General features: G+C 68.8%; 12 protein-coding genes. 8 read left to right on the top strand and 4 right to left on the bottom strand.

Translation table 11 applies throughout. The features are described 5' to 3' along the window. Positions 1 to 133: 133 nt before the first annotated feature. A complete protein-coding gene (locus ACOOGH_RS16165) occupies positions 134 to 373 on the top strand; it encodes a double zinc ribbon domain-containing protein (RefSeq protein WP_420449892.1) in 240 nt (79 codons plus the stop codon). Then, a complete protein-coding gene (locus ACOOGH_RS16160) occupies positions 370 to 1,167 on the top strand; it encodes an RNA methyltransferase (protein ID WP_420449891.1) in 798 nt (265 codons plus the stop codon). The genes ACOOGH_RS16165 and ACOOGH_RS16160 overlap by 4 nt, the downstream gene beginning before the upstream one ends. Positions 1,168 to 1,177: 10 nt before the next feature. Here the strand turns inward: ACOOGH_RS16160 and rho are convergent, their stop codons facing one another. After that, positions 1,178 to 2,566 (bottom strand): transcription termination factor Rho, encoded by a 1,389-nt coding sequence (rho, locus tag ACOOGH_RS16155; RefSeq protein ID WP_420449890.1) that lies wholly within the window; start codon positions 2,564 to 2,566, stop codon positions 1,178 to 1,180. A gap of 399 nt (positions 2,567 to 2,965) precedes the next feature. Here rho and ACOOGH_RS16150 point away from each other — a divergent pair, with 399 nt between their 5' ends. From ACOOGH_RS16150 to ACOOGH_RS16140, 3 genes are read left to right on the top strand one after another with little or no spacing between them, the layout of a single operon-like run. Beyond that, positions 2,966 to 3,556 carry a sulfocyanin-like copper-binding protein gene (locus ACOOGH_RS16150; protein ID WP_420449889.1) on the top strand — a complete coding sequence of 197 codons (591 nt, stop codon included), beginning with the start codon at positions 2,966 to 2,968 and terminating at the stop codon, positions 3,554 to 3,556. A 23-nt stretch (positions 3,557 to 3,579) separates the two neighbouring features. Next, positions 3,580 to 4,506, top strand: coding sequence for a proline dehydrogenase family protein (locus tag ACOOGH_RS16145; RefSeq protein WP_420449888.1), 927 nt, complete (start codon positions 3,580 to 3,582; stop codon positions 4,504 to 4,506). Between the two features lie 10 nt (positions 4,507 to 4,516). After that, positions 4,517 to 5,377: an SDR family oxidoreductase gene (locus ACOOGH_RS16140; protein WP_420449887.1), complete on the top strand. Its 861-nt coding sequence runs from the start codon at positions 4,517 to 4,519 to the stop codon at positions 5,375 to 5,377. A gap of 182 nt (positions 5,378 to 5,559) precedes the next feature. On the opposite strand, the gene ACOOGH_RS16135 is transcribed toward ACOOGH_RS16140, so the two are convergent. After that, positions 5,560 to 6,903 carry a MiaB/RimO family radical SAM methylthiotransferase gene (locus tag ACOOGH_RS16135; protein WP_420449886.1) on the bottom strand — a complete coding sequence of 448 codons (1,344 nt, stop codon included), beginning with the start codon at positions 6,901 to 6,903 and terminating at the stop codon, positions 5,560 to 5,562. Positions 6,904 to 7,128: 225 nt separating this feature from the next. Between ACOOGH_RS16135 and ACOOGH_RS16130 the strand changes: the two genes are divergently transcribed. Next, positions 7,129 to 7,536, top strand: coding sequence for a hypothetical protein (locus tag ACOOGH_RS16130; protein WP_420449885.1), 408 nt, complete (start codon positions 7,129 to 7,131; stop codon positions 7,534 to 7,536). A gap of 34 nt (positions 7,537 to 7,570) precedes the next feature. After that, positions 7,571 to 8,605 carry a class I fructose-bisphosphate aldolase gene (locus tag ACOOGH_RS16125; RefSeq protein WP_420449884.1) on the top strand — a complete coding sequence of 345 codons (1,035 nt, stop codon included), beginning with the start codon at positions 7,571 to 7,573 and terminating at the stop codon, positions 8,603 to 8,605. Positions 8,606 to 8,638: 33 nt separating this feature from the next. Here the strand turns inward: ACOOGH_RS16125 and hutF are convergent, their stop codons facing one another. Next, positions 8,639 to 10,030 carry a formimidoylglutamate deiminase gene (gene hutF, locus ACOOGH_RS16120; RefSeq protein ID WP_420449883.1) on the bottom strand — a complete coding sequence of 464 codons (1,392 nt, stop codon included), beginning with the start codon at positions 10,028 to 10,030 and terminating at the stop codon, positions 8,639 to 8,641. A 252-nt stretch (positions 10,031 to 10,282) separates the two neighbouring features. Here hutF and ACOOGH_RS16115 point away from each other — a divergent pair, with 252 nt between their 5' ends. After that, positions 10,283 to 13,642: a TonB-dependent receptor gene (locus ACOOGH_RS16115; protein ID WP_420449882.1), complete on the top strand. Its 3,360-nt coding sequence runs from the start codon at positions 10,283 to 10,285 to the stop codon at positions 13,640 to 13,642. Positions 13,643 to 13,670: 28 nt separating this feature from the next. Here the strand turns inward: ACOOGH_RS16115 and ACOOGH_RS16110 are convergent, their stop codons facing one another. Then, the gene (locus ACOOGH_RS16110) at positions 13,671 to 14,855 is read right to left on the bottom strand and encodes a hypothetical protein (RefSeq protein WP_420449881.1); all 1,185 of its coding nucleotides are present in this window, start codon (positions 14,853 to 14,855) and stop codon (positions 13,671 to 13,673) included. Positions 14,856 to 14,894: the final 39 nt, after the last annotated feature.

The following is a 14,894-nucleotide window of genomic DNA, read 5'->3' as shown; positions in this document are numbered from 1 at the left end:
CCGCTCTCCGCCGTAGCTTGGTGTCCCGCGGCATGGCGGGTTCCGCTCAAGCTAGTGTCACCCGACCCGCGGTGCTCCGGAGAGGGCGCGCGAAGAGGAGGATCCAATCGACGGCCCGCGCGATGACAAGCGGATGGACTGTCCGGACTGCGGCGAGCCCGTGGGACTGTCCGATCAGACCTGCCAGAAGTGCGGCGAGCCGCTGTCCTTCGCGCCGGACGAGGTGGGCGTGCACTGCGCTGTCTGCGGCGGCGCGATCGGCGCCTATGCCGAGACCTGCCACGGCTGCGGCGAGACGGGCTACCCCGCGCTCCGTCCGCGCCGCGGCCGCAAGTGGAAGGGCTCGCGCCCCGAGGGCCTGACCCGGAAGTGAGCGAGGGCCCCGCACGGCTCGAGCGGACGTGCATCGTCCTCCACGAGCCGCAGGATGTCGTCAACATCGCGCTCGTCATCCGCGCGATGAAGAACATGGGCTTCTCGCGCCTCCGCCTCGTGAACCCCGGGGAGTTCGACGCCTGGCGCATTACGGGGATCGCGCACGACACCGAGGACGTCGTCGAGCGCATCCGGATCTTTGACGACCTTCCCGCCGCCCTCGCAGACGTGAGTTATGTGCTCGGGGCAACGGCGCGACGGCGTTCCACGCGGCAGGACTGGTGGAGTCCGGAAGAAGCGGCGGCGAGCCGCGGCGGCCGCGACGGGGGTTTGGCCGTCGTCTTCGGGCGCGAGGACCGGGGCCTCTCCAACGAGGCGCTCGACCTCTGCCACGGTCTCGTGTGCATCCCCACGAACCCGGACCACACGTCGATGAACCTCGCCCACGCGGCGGTCATCATCCTGTACGAGTTGCGGAAGGCGGCGCTGGGCCGCGCCGACTGGGAGGCGCGCGACCTGGACGGGAAGAGGCGCCAGCGGACTCCGCCCGCCTCGCACGCGGAACTGGAGGAGTTCTTCGACCTCTGGGAGCGGGCGATGGAGGAGATCGGCCTCTTCCACGGGATCGAACCGCTCCCGAAGATGCGCAGCTTCCGAAACATGTTTCAGCGCGCGGACCTCGACCGGCGGGAACTGGGTCTGATCCTCGCGACGGCCTACGAAGTGCTGAACTTCGCCCACAGGGAGAAGATACGCGCCCGCGAGCGCGCTGACGCGGAGGCTGGCGGCTAGCGGCTACCCATTAGATTCGCTGGCGCAGCTTCGAGACGAGTTCCTCGTTCGAGTCGGTCTGGCGCATGAGGCCGAGGACTTCCTGCATCGCTTCGACGGGCGGATACGTGCTCAGTTCGCGCCGCATCGCCTGTGCGACGAGGAGTTCGTCGTCGCTCATCAGACGTTCCTCGCGGCGCGTCGCGCTCGTGTTGAGGTCGATGGCCGGGAAGATCCGGCGGTCCGACAGATCCCGGTCGAGGACGAGTTCGCTGTTCCCCGTCCCCTTGAACTCCTCGAAGATCACCTGGTCCATGCGGGAGCCGGTATCGACGAGCGCCGTCGCGATGATCGTGAGCGATCCGCCGCCCTTGCTCTCCGGGACGCAGCGCGCGCTGCCGAAGAAGCGCTTCGGCTTCTCGAGGGAATTCGCGTCGATCCCGCCGGTGAGCGTGCGCCCGCTGCCCTCCTCCGTTGTGTTGTAGGCGCGTGCGAGCCGCGTGATGGAGTCGAGGATGAGGACAACGTCCTGCCCCAACTCCGCGAGGCGACGCGCGCGCTCGAGCGTAATCTCGGCGACCTGCACATGACGCTCCGCCCGGTGGTCGAAGCTCGAGGCCGTGACCTCGCCGAGACCGGTCGCCTCCATCTCCGTCACCTCCTCCGGACGCTCGTCGACGAGGAGGATGAGGATTTTCGAATCCGGATGGTTCTTCGAGATGCCCTCGGCGATGGACTGAAGGACCATCGTCTTGCCTGCCTTGGAGGGCGCGACGATGAGGGACCGCTGACCCATCCCCATGGGGCAGATGAGATCGATGATCCGGTTCGTGTAGTCGGGCTGTCCTCGGCGCTCAAGTCCGCACTCCAGCCGCAGGCGTCGATCGGGGTGCATGGCGCTCAAGCGGTCGAACTGTCGGCGCCGTCCGAGTTGGTCCGGAGGTTGGCCGTTGACGGTGTGGAGATGGCGGAGCGGGGGGCTCTTGCCGGGGCGCGGGGGCCGGCCGGCCTGGCCGCAGATCTCGTCTCCCGTCCGCAGATCGTAGCGGGAGACCATCTTCGGGCTCACGTAGATGTCCTCGTCGCTCGGCGTGTACCCGGCGTGCTGGCGGCGGATGAAGCCCGTGCCGTTGCCGAGCCGCTCGATGAGTCCGAGGTAGCCGTCCTTCGGACCCTCCGGAACTTCGGCGACCGCACCCTGCTGGCCGCCGCCCTGCGGCTTGGAGCCCTGGCCTCCCCGGTTGCGGCGTCCGCGCGAACGGCGCCGCCGGTTCCGGCTCCTTCCGCCACGCCCGCCCGGCCCCTTGGCCTGGCCCTTCGCCTGGCCTTTGGGTGGGCCCCTGCGTGGGCCTTTGCCGCCGGGTTGCCCTTTACCCCCGCTCGAGGAGCCGCCACGGGGCTGTGAACTGTTGTTCGTCAATGCACCAACTCTTTGTTGTATTCTCCGCGAAGCCGGACGGGATTCGCGACTTCGAGAACTCCCCGGGGCCGAAACGACCGCGCCGGGTAACGGGGGGGTTGTCGGTCGGAGAACGGATCTCGCGCCTGCGGAACGTCGGGCCGGCGCAAGGGTCGTGGCGACCATCGAACGGGGATCCCCCGGAATCGCCTGAATGCGCTAGTATGGGGCGCTCCAGGGGCTCGCGCCAGTTGCCGCGCGCTTCCGGGCCCGCGCTACCGTGACCCCGGGATCGAGATCCAGTATATTCCGGGCGCTTCCCACGACACGACCGGCACAGGAATGCTACCGGCCCGTGGGGACGCACCTCCGACGTACGTTTCACGAATCCGATCACGGAAGAACTCCGGAGCGAATAAAATGATGAAGCGATCAACGATACTGATTCTGGGGGCCTTCGCCCTCTTCGGATGCGGCGGCGGCGAGGGTGACCAGCCCTCCCCCGCCCCGGCCCCCGCTCCCGCTCCCGCCACGGAGGCGGCTACGGCCTCTTCGGGCGCGATGGCCGCGGACTGGATCTCGGTGGATGACGGTGCGCGCACGGTCACGATCGATCTCGTCGCGGGCTCGACCGACGCGAACAACCGCTGGAACTTCAATGGCTACGCGAACGGCGAAGCCAGCGTCGTCGTGCCCGTCGGATACACGGTCACGATCAACTTCGAGAACCGGGACCCGGTCAACTACCACAGCGTGAGCGTCCTCGCGAAGGCGGCGAGCTACCCGGCCATGTTCGACGACGCGGCCCCCGTGTTCGATGGCGCCATCACGTCCAATGCGACCTCGATGACGGAGGCCACGGCCCCCGGCGGGGGTACCGAGAGCATCACCTTTACGGCGTCCGCGGCCGGCGAGTACGCGCTCGTCTGCCCTGTCCCGGCCCACGCGGTCACGGGGATGTGGATCGGGTTCGACGTCTCCGACTCGGGCGAGTCCGGACTGCGGAGCTAGTCGGGGGAGGGACCGGCCCGCGCATGGAGACGATGCGGAAGGCGCTGCTGTGGGCTTCCACGAACCCGTGGCTCTCGCAGCGCCTCCCCCAACGCCGCTTCGTGCGGCGCGCCGTCCGCAAGTTCATGCCGGGCGAGACGCTGGAGGACGCGCTCGCCGAAGCTGACCGGCTGCGCGCGGAAGGCATTCCCACTCTCATCACGACGCTGGGCGAGAACGTCGAGACCGCCGAGGAGACCCGCGAATCCGTCGCCGAGTACGTGCGCTCGATGGAGTTGGCGGAGGAGATGGGGCTCGATCTGGAGGTCTCGATCAAGCCCACGCACCTCGGGCTGGACCAGGACTTCGACCTCGTGTGCGAGAACGTCGCGGAGTTGGCATCGCGCGCCGGGACAGGTGGCACGCTCTGGATCGACATGGAGGGGTCCGCCTACCTGGACGCGACCCTCTCGCTCTACCGGACGGTCCGGCGCCGGCATGCGAATGTCGGGCTCTGCATTCAGTCCTACCTGAGACGGACTGCGGACGACCTGGAATCGATCATGGAATTCGGCCCTTGCATCCGGCTGGTGAAGGGGGCGTACGCGGAACCGGCCGCGATCGCCTTCCCGGACAAGCGGGACGTGGACGAGAGCTACCTGGCTCTCGCGCGGAGCCTCATGGACCATCTCGGGGGCGGCGGGGATGGATTCATCGGCCTCGGGACGCACGATCCCGCGATGATCGAGCCGCTCTCCGAATACGCGCGGGCCGCGGGCCTCGACGGCAGCCGGTTCGAGATCGAGATGCTGTACGGGATCGGGCGGCGCGAGCAGCGGAGGCTCGTGCGCGAAGGAACTCCGCTCCGGGTGCTGATCAGCTACGGGCGGGCGTGGTTCCCGTGGTACATGCGCCGCCTCGCCGAACGGCCGGCGAACGTCTGGTTCGTCGCCCGCAGCATGTTCCGCTAGGAGGAAAGCCATGGACGGGAAGCCCGGGGCCTCTGCGCTCTTCGCACCGGATGTCCTTTCGGGCCGCACCGCGCTCATCACGGGCGGCGGGAGCGGCATCGGCTACGGGATCGCGGAGTGCCTCGCAGCGGCCGGAGCCTCCGTGGGCATATTCAGCCGCAACGAGGAGCGGGTGACGCAGGCGGCGGAACGCCTCGCCTCGAGCCACGGCGTGCGGACGCTCCCGACGGTCGGGGACGTGCGCGAACCGGCGGCGCTCGAACGCGCGGTGCGCGAGACGCGAGACGCGCTCGGGTCCATCGACATCCTCGTGAACAATGCGGCGGGCAACTTCTACGCGCCGACGGCCGATCTGTCGCCGAACGGCTGGCGCGCCGTGGTGGAGATCGACCTGTTCGGCACCTTCCACGCCTGCCGCGCCGTCTACCCCGTCATGGTCGAGCAGGGGTACGGGCGCATCGTGTCGATCTCGATGACGCTGTACTACCGAGGCTGGCCGCTCATGGCCCACGCGACGGCGGCCAAGGCGGGGGTCGACGCCCTCACCCGCACGCTCGCCATCGAGTGGGCGCGGGACGGGATCAACGTGAACTCGATCGCGCCGGGTCCGATCCCCACGGAGGGCGTGAAGAAGGCGTTCGAGGCGCCCCCGAGCGAGGAAGTCGACATGTTCGGCGCTCGCTCCGGCGCCGGTTTCGCCGAGCGCTTCATCCCCGCCGGGCGGCTGGGCCACCCGCACGACATCGGGCAGATGATCACCTTCCTGTGCTCGCCGGGCGGCGACTGGATCACGGGCGCGGTGCTCGTCGTCGACGGCGGGGAGTCGCTCGTGAGTCCGCGCACCATCCCCCCCGGACGCTCCGAGAGCTAGCAGTCCGTGGCAAAATCCCGCGTCAGCGCCGAGAGCGGTGAAGCGCTCGGCGGGGGGCCCTCTAGGGAGAGGAGCGACGAGGGAGAATAGCAGCGCTATTTGACCGAGGAGCGACGCAGAGCGGAGCGGTTCAGGCGAGATGCAGCGCCGCTCGAACGCAGCGGGGCTTTTGCCACGGGCTGCTAGACCGCAGCCACCGCCGCCGGGGCTTCGGCTGTCAGCCGCCCGGCGCGGCCGTGCAGGCGGGCGGAGAAGCGAGCGCCGGGGGTCGCGCGGCCGAGGAGTTCGACCCGCAGGTAGTCGCCCGTCACGCCGGCGACGCGGTCGTCCCGCCCCTCCACGACGATGTCGGCCATGGTCCCGACCCGCGTTTCCCTGTAGGCCTGGCCTTTCCGGAGGGCGAGTTCGCGCAGCGTCCGTGAGCGGGCTGCCGCCACGTCGCCGGGCACCCCGTCGGGAAGGCTTGCCGCCACGGTTCCATCCCGGACCGAGTAGGGGAAGACGTGCAGGTACGTGTAGGGCAACTCCTCCACGAGGGCGCGCGTCTCCTCGAATTCCTCTTCCCCCTCTCCAGGGAACCCGACGATGATGTCCGCGCCGAGGCCGAACGCGCCGGAACCGATGGCGCCCAGTCGCTCGGCGATCGTGAGCACCCTGACGCGATAGGCCTCCCGCGTGTGCCAGCGGCGCATGAGGCGAAGCACGCGGTCGGATCCGCTCTGCATCGGCACGTGCAGGTGGGGCGCCAGGCGTCCCTCCGATGCCGCAAGCAGATCGACGAGTCGGTCGTCGATCTCGGTCGCCTCGATGGAGGAGAGGCGGATGCGTGCGGGGACCTCCTCGAGCAGCCGTTCGCACAGCGTCGCGAGACTGGCGGGGCCGGCGGACCCGGAGCCGGGATCGAGATCCTTCCCGTAGTGGCCGATGTGGATGCCGGTGATCACGAGTTCCGGGTGCGCGCGGGCTAGGATCGCGGCTTCGGCCACGACCTCGTCGACCGGGCGCGAGACCGAGGCGCCGCGCGCGATCCGGGTCGCGCAGAACGAGCACTTCCGGTCACACCCGTCCTGGACCTTGAGCCAGGCCCGGGTGCCGCGCGCGTTCCGCTGCAGCGGGGCGAACGGAGCGTCCGCGCCGACCGCTGTGACCCGAGCGCCCGCGGCAGCGTCTCCCAACTGCGGCACGAGTCGCGCGACGGCGGCCGGATCGTGTCCGGGCACCACGCCATCCACTTCCTTCAGCGCGTGGTACTCGGCTTCACGAAAGGAGGTTGAGCAGCCGGCGACGACGATGCGGAGATCCGGACGTTGGCGGCGCAGCCGGCGAACGAGTCGCCGCGCGTTCGCGTCCGCCTGGTTCGTGACGGTGCACGTGTTGATCACGGCCACCTCGGCCGCGGCCGCGTGGAGCGTCGTGTCCGCGCCGCGGAGTTCCAGCTCCTGGCGGATCCGTTCCGTATCGTACTGGTTCGCCTTGCAGCCGAAGGTATGGAACCAGACGGCAGGCCTGTCGGTCAGGTCGCTCACGTCGCTAAGCCGTGTCGTTCACGGAGGGGTTCGAACGTTCTCTCATGTAAGATCGGTGCAGCGCGAAGCGCGCGCTATGTGTCGGGTGGACTGCACCCGGCTCCGATGTATCTTTCCCAAAGTACTATTCATCCGGCCGAGAGCGGGCGCGGATCGCGGGCGGACCCCGCGCAAGTCGCCGCGCCGTCCAGCACAGCGGCCATGGAGGAATGCAAGATGTGGTGCGTGAAACAGAAGCGGTACGCAGTCATCGCCATCATTGCGATCGGGTTGTCGCTCGCGGCCTGCGGGGACAGCGACCCCGTGACCCCCGAGCCCATGTTCGATAGCCCGTCCCTCGTGCGGGTCGTCAACCGCCTGCTCGGGCCCGTGCTATTCGTCTTCGCGCGTCCGTGCGGGACGTCCGACTGGGGCAACGACCTCTTCGACACGGACCACCCCATCGAGGGCACCATCCAGCCCGGCGACCAGCGGGACTTTATGGTCGAGGCGGGCTGCTACGACTTCAGGGTGGAACATCTGGAGACGACTGAGCCCGGACCGATAATCGTGAAGATGATCTTCAACCAGGCGGCCTCGCCGGTAACGCCGGTGATCTGGACGCTCGAGGACGATCCCGCAGATCCAACCTGATCCATCGTCCCCCGGACGAGGGCGGAGGAGAGACATGACGCAGCAGCTCGTGGAGGTGGCGGAAGCCATCGGGGCCGAGGGCAAGGGGATCCTGGCGGCCGACGAAAGCTCCGGCACAATCAAGAAGCGTTTCGATGGTATCGGCGTCGAGTCGACGGAGGAGAACCGGCGCGACTATCGCGAGCTGCTCTTCCGGACGAGCGATGCACTGAGCGACTGCATCTCCGGCGTCATCCTCTTCGATGAGACGCTGCGGCAGTCCGCCGCGGACGGCACGCCGCTCGTCCAACTGCTCTCCGATGCAGACTCGATCCCGGGGATCAAGATCGACAAGGGGGCGCACCCTCTGGCGGGAGCGCCGGGCGAGAAGGTGACCGAAGGACTCGATGGGCTGCGCGAGCGGCTGGCCGAGTACTACGAACTCGGGGCCCGCTTCACGAAGTGGCGCGCGGTCATCGACATCGGGCGGGGCGGGGACCGCTCCATCCCGAGCGCCTACTGCATCGGCGCGAACGCCCATGCGCTAGCTCGCATGGCGGCGCTGAGCCAGGAGCAGGGGCTCGTCCCGATCGTGGAGCCGGAAGTGCTGATGGACGGCGACCACGATATCGACCGCTGCTTCGAGGTGACGGAGGCCACGCTCAAGCAGGTCTACATGGCCCTCTTCCACCAGCGCGTGCTGCTGGAGGGCTCGGTACTCAAGCCCAACATGGTCCTCTCGGGCAAGCTGTGCGCGGACCGGGCCGGGGTCGACGAGGTCGCCGAGAAGACGGTCCGCTGTCTGAAGCGGGCCGTGCCGGCGGCGGTCCCGAGCATCGTCTTCCTGTCCGGGGGACAGTCGGATATCGAGGCGACGGCCCACCTGAACGCGATGAACGCGGGCCATGACACGCCCTGGAATCTGAGCTTCTCATACGGGCGGGCGCTGCAGGCCGCGCCACTGCAGGCCTGGGGCGGCAGCGCGGAGAACGGGGCGGCAGCCCGGGCCGCGTTTGCGCACCGGGCACGCATGAACGGCCTCGCGACGCGTGGCCGGTGGTCGATGGAACTGGAGCGGGCAGCCGCCTGAGCGCGGGGCGGGCGGCCCCGGCACGAGCCGGGATCAGGTCGCCCGCCAGATCTCCCGCATCGCCCTCCCGAACGCGGATCGGATCTCGGCCTCGCCAGCCACCGATCCGCGCTCGACGCGGCGCTCTCCTCCCACGAACACGGCCTCTATGTCGCGCTCGTCGCCCGCCACGAGCCACGCGTCCATGAGGGTCTCCCAATCGTGCCCCAACGTGTGGGGGCCTTCCCTGTCCAGGACGACGAAGTCGGCCCGGTAGCCCGGTTCGATTCGTCCAAGCCGCATGGGAGCCCGGCGGCCGTCCGCAGGGGCGGGGCCGCCCGCCACCGCCTCGCCGCCACCCTGCGAAAGCCACGACCAGACGACCGGCCCCGCGCCCGCTTCCGTGGCCAGCCGGGCACGCCGCCGATCCCGCAGGCGCTGCCCGTATTCGAGTTGCCGCGCCTCCTCGATCGCGGAGATGCGGACGTTCGCGTCGGACCCCGCCGCGGCCGCGCCACCGCCGCGAAAATGCTCGCGGGCCGGAAAGATCCCGTCTCCCAGGTGTGCTTCGGTGATCGGACACAGGACGACCCTCGCCCCCGCGCTCCGGAGCCGGGCACGCTCCGCCTCCGTGGCGTGCGTCGCGTGTACGAGACTCCACCGCGGACCCAGTTCGACCATGTCCGCGAGCAGGTCGATCGGCGTACGGCCCCGCGCCGCGAGACATTCCTCGACCTCGAGTTCCTGTTCGCTGATGTGAATGTGTAGCGGCGCTGCGCGGCCCAGCGTCGCGTCGACCCCCGCCACGAGTTCGACCAGATCGGCTGAGGGCACGGCCCGGAGCGAGTGCGGCGCCACGCCCGCCACTGCGGCGCCCAGTGCCTCGACCGTGGCCATGAAGTCGTCCACCGAATCGTGCGCGAAGCGGCGCTGCCCTGCGTGAGCCACCGTCCCGTCAAACCCGGCGGTCCGGTAGTAGACGGGCAGCAGGCTGACGGGGAGGCCGACCTCCTCAGCCGCCGCGAGCACGGCCTGCGTCGTCTCGGGCCCGCGCACGTCGCTCGGACCGTGATGCAGGTAGTGGAATTCCGCGACGTGGGTGAAGCCCGCGCGCAGCATGCGGGCGTACCCGTGCCGAGCGATGTCGAACAACTGCTCCGGCGTGATCGAACCGGCCAGTCGGTACATGGCTCGGCGCCAACTCCAGAAGGAATCGTCCCCCCGCGCCTCTTCGCCGAAGCCAGCCAGGGCGCACTGGAAGATGTGAGAGTGCGCGTTCGGCATGCCGGGGATCGCGAGCCCTCCGTCGTAGGTGGCACCGCCGGCGCGAACCGCCCGGATCGCTTCGATCGTCCCGTCCGGAGCGATCTCGACCGACCGGTCTCGCTCGAGGCCTCGGGGACCCAGGATCGCGCGAAACGTCAGCGTGGAGCTCTTGGTCTTCACGGCTCCGACAATAGGTGACGAGCCGACGGTGCGGGTAGTCTGCTCCGTGGAGCCGCTGCCCCAATGCCGGGCGTTCACGCGTTGTTCTTTGGGGGAGTGCCTAGCAGGGGCCCTGTCCATAGGGGGAGTCAAGGCCGCGGTTCCCTGGCCTGCCGCAGCTCGGCGCCTCCCAGTGGCGGGCCCAGTTCGGGATCGGCATCCGTTTCCGATAGGTTCTGTTCGGAAGCATTATCCTACTTGAGGAGGATCGCCTTGGGTCGCCTTATCCGCGCTGCATTGGCAGGCCTCGTCGTGGGTCTGGTGGGCCTCGGCGTCCAAGCGCCCTCTGTCCTGGCCCAAGGGGTTACTACGGCCGGCGTGGCCGGACGCGTGCTCGACGCCGACGGAGCCCCGGTGGCCGGAGCCCGAGTCGAGTTCCTCCACACCCAGACCGGCGCCACTCATACGATCCTCACCGATGAGGCCGGACGTTTCAGCATCGCCAACCTTCGGCCCGGTGGACCGTACACGCTCGAGGTCACGCGCATCGGGCTGAATCCCGTGACGCGCGAGGATCTGACGCTCAGCGCCGGGCAGCGCCTGCGGCTCGACGTCCGACTCTCCGAGACGGCGGTTCCCGTGCAGGAGCTGTCCGTACGCGTCGAGACGGACCCGGAGTTCGACCCCACCCGGATGGGTTCGACGACCGTGGTCGACCGCGAGACGCTGGAGGCACTCCCCACCCTCTCGCGCGACTTCACAGGGTTCGCCCGGCTCTCACCGCTCGTGGCGGTGGACGAGATGGGGACCTCCGTGGCCGGGTCGAACATCCGCTTCAACAACATCCAGGTGGACGGCGCCCTCAACCAGGACGTATTCGGCCTCTCGCCCACCGGGGTGGCCGGCGGACAGGCGCGGGGGCGTGTCATCCCCCTCGCGGCGATCGAGGAACTGCAGGTCCTCACCGCACCGTACGACGTGCGGCAGTCCGGGTTCACCGGCGGCGTCCTCAACGCGGTCACGCGCACGGGCGGCAACGAGTTCCGCGGCTCCGCGTTCGGCTTCTTCCGCAACGACGCGCTCGTCGGCGACGCGGTCATCGGCGGGCTCCCGCGCGCGCCGGGGGATCTGGAGAATGCGTTCGCGGGCTTCGATCTCGGAGGGCCGATCGTGCGCGACCGCCTCCACTTCTTCGTCGCGGGCGAACTCGAGAGCCGGACGCGGCCGCCTGATGGCTTCACAGTGGGCATCGACGAGATCGTTCGCACGAAGCTCGACCCCGACTCGGTCGGCCGCGTGGCGAGCATCCTCTCGGGCTACGGCGTGGATGCGGGCGAGCCCGGGTTGTACACGCTGGAGAACAACCTCGCGAACCTGTTCGCCCGCATCGACGCCCGACCCAACGCGGACCACTCCCTCATGTTCCGCTACAACCTCGCCTACGCGGCGGACGATCCGGCCACGAACCGCCTCCCCGGCGACGCATACGAGATGTCGTCCACCGGACGGGAGATCGATTCGCGCAACCAGTCGTTCGGGGCGCAGTGGCTCGCGACGCTCAGTCCACGGCTCTCGAACGACCTCATGGTGAACGTGCAGTTCCTGCGCGACCGCGAAACCGCGAACTCTCTCTATCCCCGCGTCGAGGTCGACCTCCAGGCAGGGGTGCCGGGGGCGGGATTCCGGCGCGCGTTGCGGGCCGGGTCCAACTACTCCGGGCCGGACGGCGAACTCGACCAGAACATCCTGCAGCTCACCAACGCGCTCACGCTTTCGCTCGGAGACCATCATTTGACGCTCGGGGCCGCGTTCGAGCGCTTCTCCATCCAGCGCGAGTATCTGCCGGGCAGCCTCGGCAGCTACTACTTCCGCTCGGCGGACGACCTGGAGGCGAACACCCCCTCGGAATACGTCGTCCATGTGCCGCTCTCGGAGGACGCCGGCACCTCGGACTTCAGCGTCCACCAACTGTCGGCCTTCGTGCAGGAGGAGGCCCGGATCGGGGAGCGGTTGAACGTCCGGGTCGGCCTGCGGATGGACGTGCCGCTGATGCCCGACGTGCCGGCACACAACCCGGACGTGGAGAGTTCGTTCGGATTCAGCACGAGCGACCTTCCCGGGGGGACCGTCCTCTTCTCCCCGCGGGCGGGCTTCAACCTCGGCCTCGGGGAGGACCGCACGACGCAGATCCGCGGGGGAGCCGGGCTGTTCACCGGCCGACCGCCCTTCGCATGGCTCGCGAACGCCTACCAGAACACGGGTCTGTCGTCCGTCTTCCTGACCTGCCGACGGCGGAACCTCGGGGTTCCAGACCCGGAGATCGTCCCCACCTTCAATCCTCTCGCCCCACCTCCGGCCCTCTGCGCGGACGGCACCGGCGGCGAGTCCGCGGTCCCCATCGTCACCCTGTTCGATCCCGACTTCCGCTTTCCGCGCGACTTCAAGGTCTCGCTCGCGGTCGACCAGCGTCTGCCCGGAGGGTTCGTGCTCTCGGTCGAAGGCATCTACACGCGGGCCGTGAACCAGATCGCGTTCCAGGACATGAACATCGGACCCGCCTTTCCCGCGGGTGACCGGACGGAAGAAAACGGGTTCACGTACGGGTTCGGTTACGGGACGCGCGAGACCTTCGCCAACCCTGGCGCCGGGAGCCAGTTCGTCGATCCGCCGCCGGGCGAGCCGCCGGGCGCGCGCGAACCGATCTTTCTTCCCATCCGCGTGGACCCGCGCTTCGGACAGGTCATCAAGATCGGCGACCGGGCCCTGAACTTCTCGTATGCCCTCAGCGCGCGGCTCCGGAAGCAGTTCGGCGAGCGGCTGTCCGCAGACGTCGGTTACGCCTTCAACCGTTCCGCCGACGTGCGCAGCCTCTCCTCGCTCGATGCGATCGCGAACTTCGGGTACACCGCGGTCGAGGGCGACCCGAACGATCCCCAGCGGCAGGCTTCGCTGTTCGACCGGCCCCATCGTCTCGTGGCAAGCGCGACGGCCGCCCTTCCGGAGCTGATCGGAGGCGGCCGCCTGTCCCTGCTCTATATAGGACAATCGGGGCGGCCGTACTCCTACGTGTATGCGGACGACATCAACGGAGACACCTACCCCGGATTCGGGCGCGCACTCGACCTCGCGAACGACCTCATCTTCGTGAGCGGGGGGGCCTTCGACTTCCCCGGCGGAGGACGGACGCCCGTCAGCGGCATCCTGTTCGAGCAACTCGTGGCGCAGGAACCCTGCCTCCAGGAGAACCGGCTGCGCATCCTGCACCGCAACGCGTGCCGGACGCCGTGGTCACACCAGCTGGACTTCCGCTTCAGCCAGCCCGTCCGGGTGGGGGGCGCGGAGATCTCGGTGACGCTGGACGTGCTCAACGTCCTCAACCTCGTGAACCGCGACTGGGGACACGTCCACACCGTGAACCCCGTCGTGCAGTTGCTAACCGTCGAGGACCGGATCGAGGACGACTTCGACCTTCAGAACATGGTGCCCGAGCCGGACGATCCGCTCCGCGCCCGCTACGCCGGGCCGCTACAGACGAGCGACACGGGGGGCGTCCGCGCCTCGGTGCCCTACCTGCCGCAGATCGGCGCCTCCCAGTGGCAGGCCCAGTTCGGCATCGGCATCCGCTTCCGCTAGAGCTGAAGCGGGTGTCGGACGGCGGTCTTCACCGCACCACGCGCAGACGCACCACGTACTCCACGTCCAGCTCGCCCCTCGTGACTCCGGTGATCGTGCCTGCCCCGTAGACAGGGAAGGGCTTCCGTTCGATGGGGACCGGGGGGACGACAACGCCCTGATAGACACCGTTCGCGTTGAAGACGTCCCATGCTTCTATCGTGCGCTCGTCCCCGGTGACCCAAATCCAGCCGTCGGCACCCACGTTCACGGCCTCGAGAACCGTCTTGTATTCGGGCAGCCGCCGCGCGTCGAGACCCGTGGCGGCTGCGAGGCTGTCGCGCTCACGGCCCTCCAGACTGGGCGGGGGCCGTCGCAGTCGCACCGTACGGACCGTATCTCCGGCATAGCTGACCTCGTGCAGGTCAAAGGCGGCCTGGTTGGCGAGCCATACCTCTCCTTCATGATCTACGGTGAACACGATCTCGGGCGAATGCGGGACGGTTGACAGCTCCTGCAGTGTCACTCGACCGTCTCCGGAGGTGCGTGCAGACGGAGCGTAATAATCGTACTCGACCGTCGGTTTCCTGAAAGCGCCCAGGACCGTGAGTCCCGGGCCGGAACCGTACTTCTCGATGGTGCCCGCGCCCGGATTCGAGATGTGCAGCGTCGTATCCGCGGCCACCCACATCGGCCAGGGTAGGCTGGCGCCCATAGGGTGGCCGAACCGGTGGGTCTCCAGTGCATTCCCGAGAGAATCGAATACGGTCAGGCGTAACTTGATCGCGTCCATTGCCCAGAGGAGACCAGGCCTCTGCCAGGCGATGCCGGCGAGCCAGGAGAACTCTCCGGGTCCGTCGCCCGCACCTCCGAAGGTCCTGAGGCACGCCCCTTCCGGAGAGAATACACGGATCTCGCTCGACTGGAGGTCGGCGACGTAGATGCGGTCCTCATCGTCGACAGCGATCGAGAACGCCTCGCCGAAGGACGAACAGGGGTCATCGACGGACCCGATGCGCAGGTCCTCCACGAGAGCCGGAGGTCGCAACTGCGGTCGCGGGGGCGGCGTCTCGAAGGGGTCCGGGTTGGTGACGAGGATCCGTCCGCCGCGCAGGGTGTCCACGTGCAAGACCGAATCGTCGCCTTCCCTCGCGGATGTCCCGCAGCCTGCCAGCGCAGTGACGACGATGAGCGCCAACCCGCCTGCTCCGACCTGCCCTGGAAGATCCCTCATTCCTTCCTCCTTTTGGGGCTCGGAAGATCGCCGCGAGAC

It is taken from the genome of Candidatus Palauibacter sp. (assembly GCF_965213655.1).
GTDB lineage: Bacteria > Gemmatimonadota > Gemmatimonadetes > Palauibacterales > Palauibacteraceae > Palauibacter.
The sequence above is the reverse complement of the archived record's forward strand: the minus strand, read 5'-3'. Positions and strand labels throughout refer to the sequence as shown.

Excerpts from the sequence above, each read along its gene's own strand:
- ACOOGH_RS16145 (WP_420449888.1), top strand. The coding sequence starts at position 3,580 with ATGGAGACGATGCGGAAGGCGCTGCTGTGGGCTTCCACGAACCCGTGG.
- ACOOGH_RS16110 (WP_420449881.1), bottom strand. The coding sequence starts at position 14,855 with ATGAGGGATCTTCCAGGGCAGGTCGGAGCAGGCGGGTTGGCGCTCATC.
- ACOOGH_RS16165 (WP_420449892.1), top strand. The coding sequence starts at position 134 with ATGGACTGTCCGGACTGCGGCGAGCCCGTGGGACTGTCCGATCAGACC.
- ACOOGH_RS16140 (WP_420449887.1), top strand. The coding sequence starts at position 4,517 with ATGGACGGGAAGCCCGGGGCCTCTGCGCTCTTCGCACCGGATGTCCTT.
- ACOOGH_RS16150 (WP_420449889.1), top strand. The coding sequence starts at position 2,966 with ATGATGAAGCGATCAACGATACTGATTCTGGGGGCCTTCGCCCTCTTC.
- ACOOGH_RS16125 (WP_420449884.1), top strand. The coding sequence starts at position 7,571 with ATGACGCAGCAGCTCGTGGAGGTGGCGGAAGCCATCGGGGCCGAGGGC.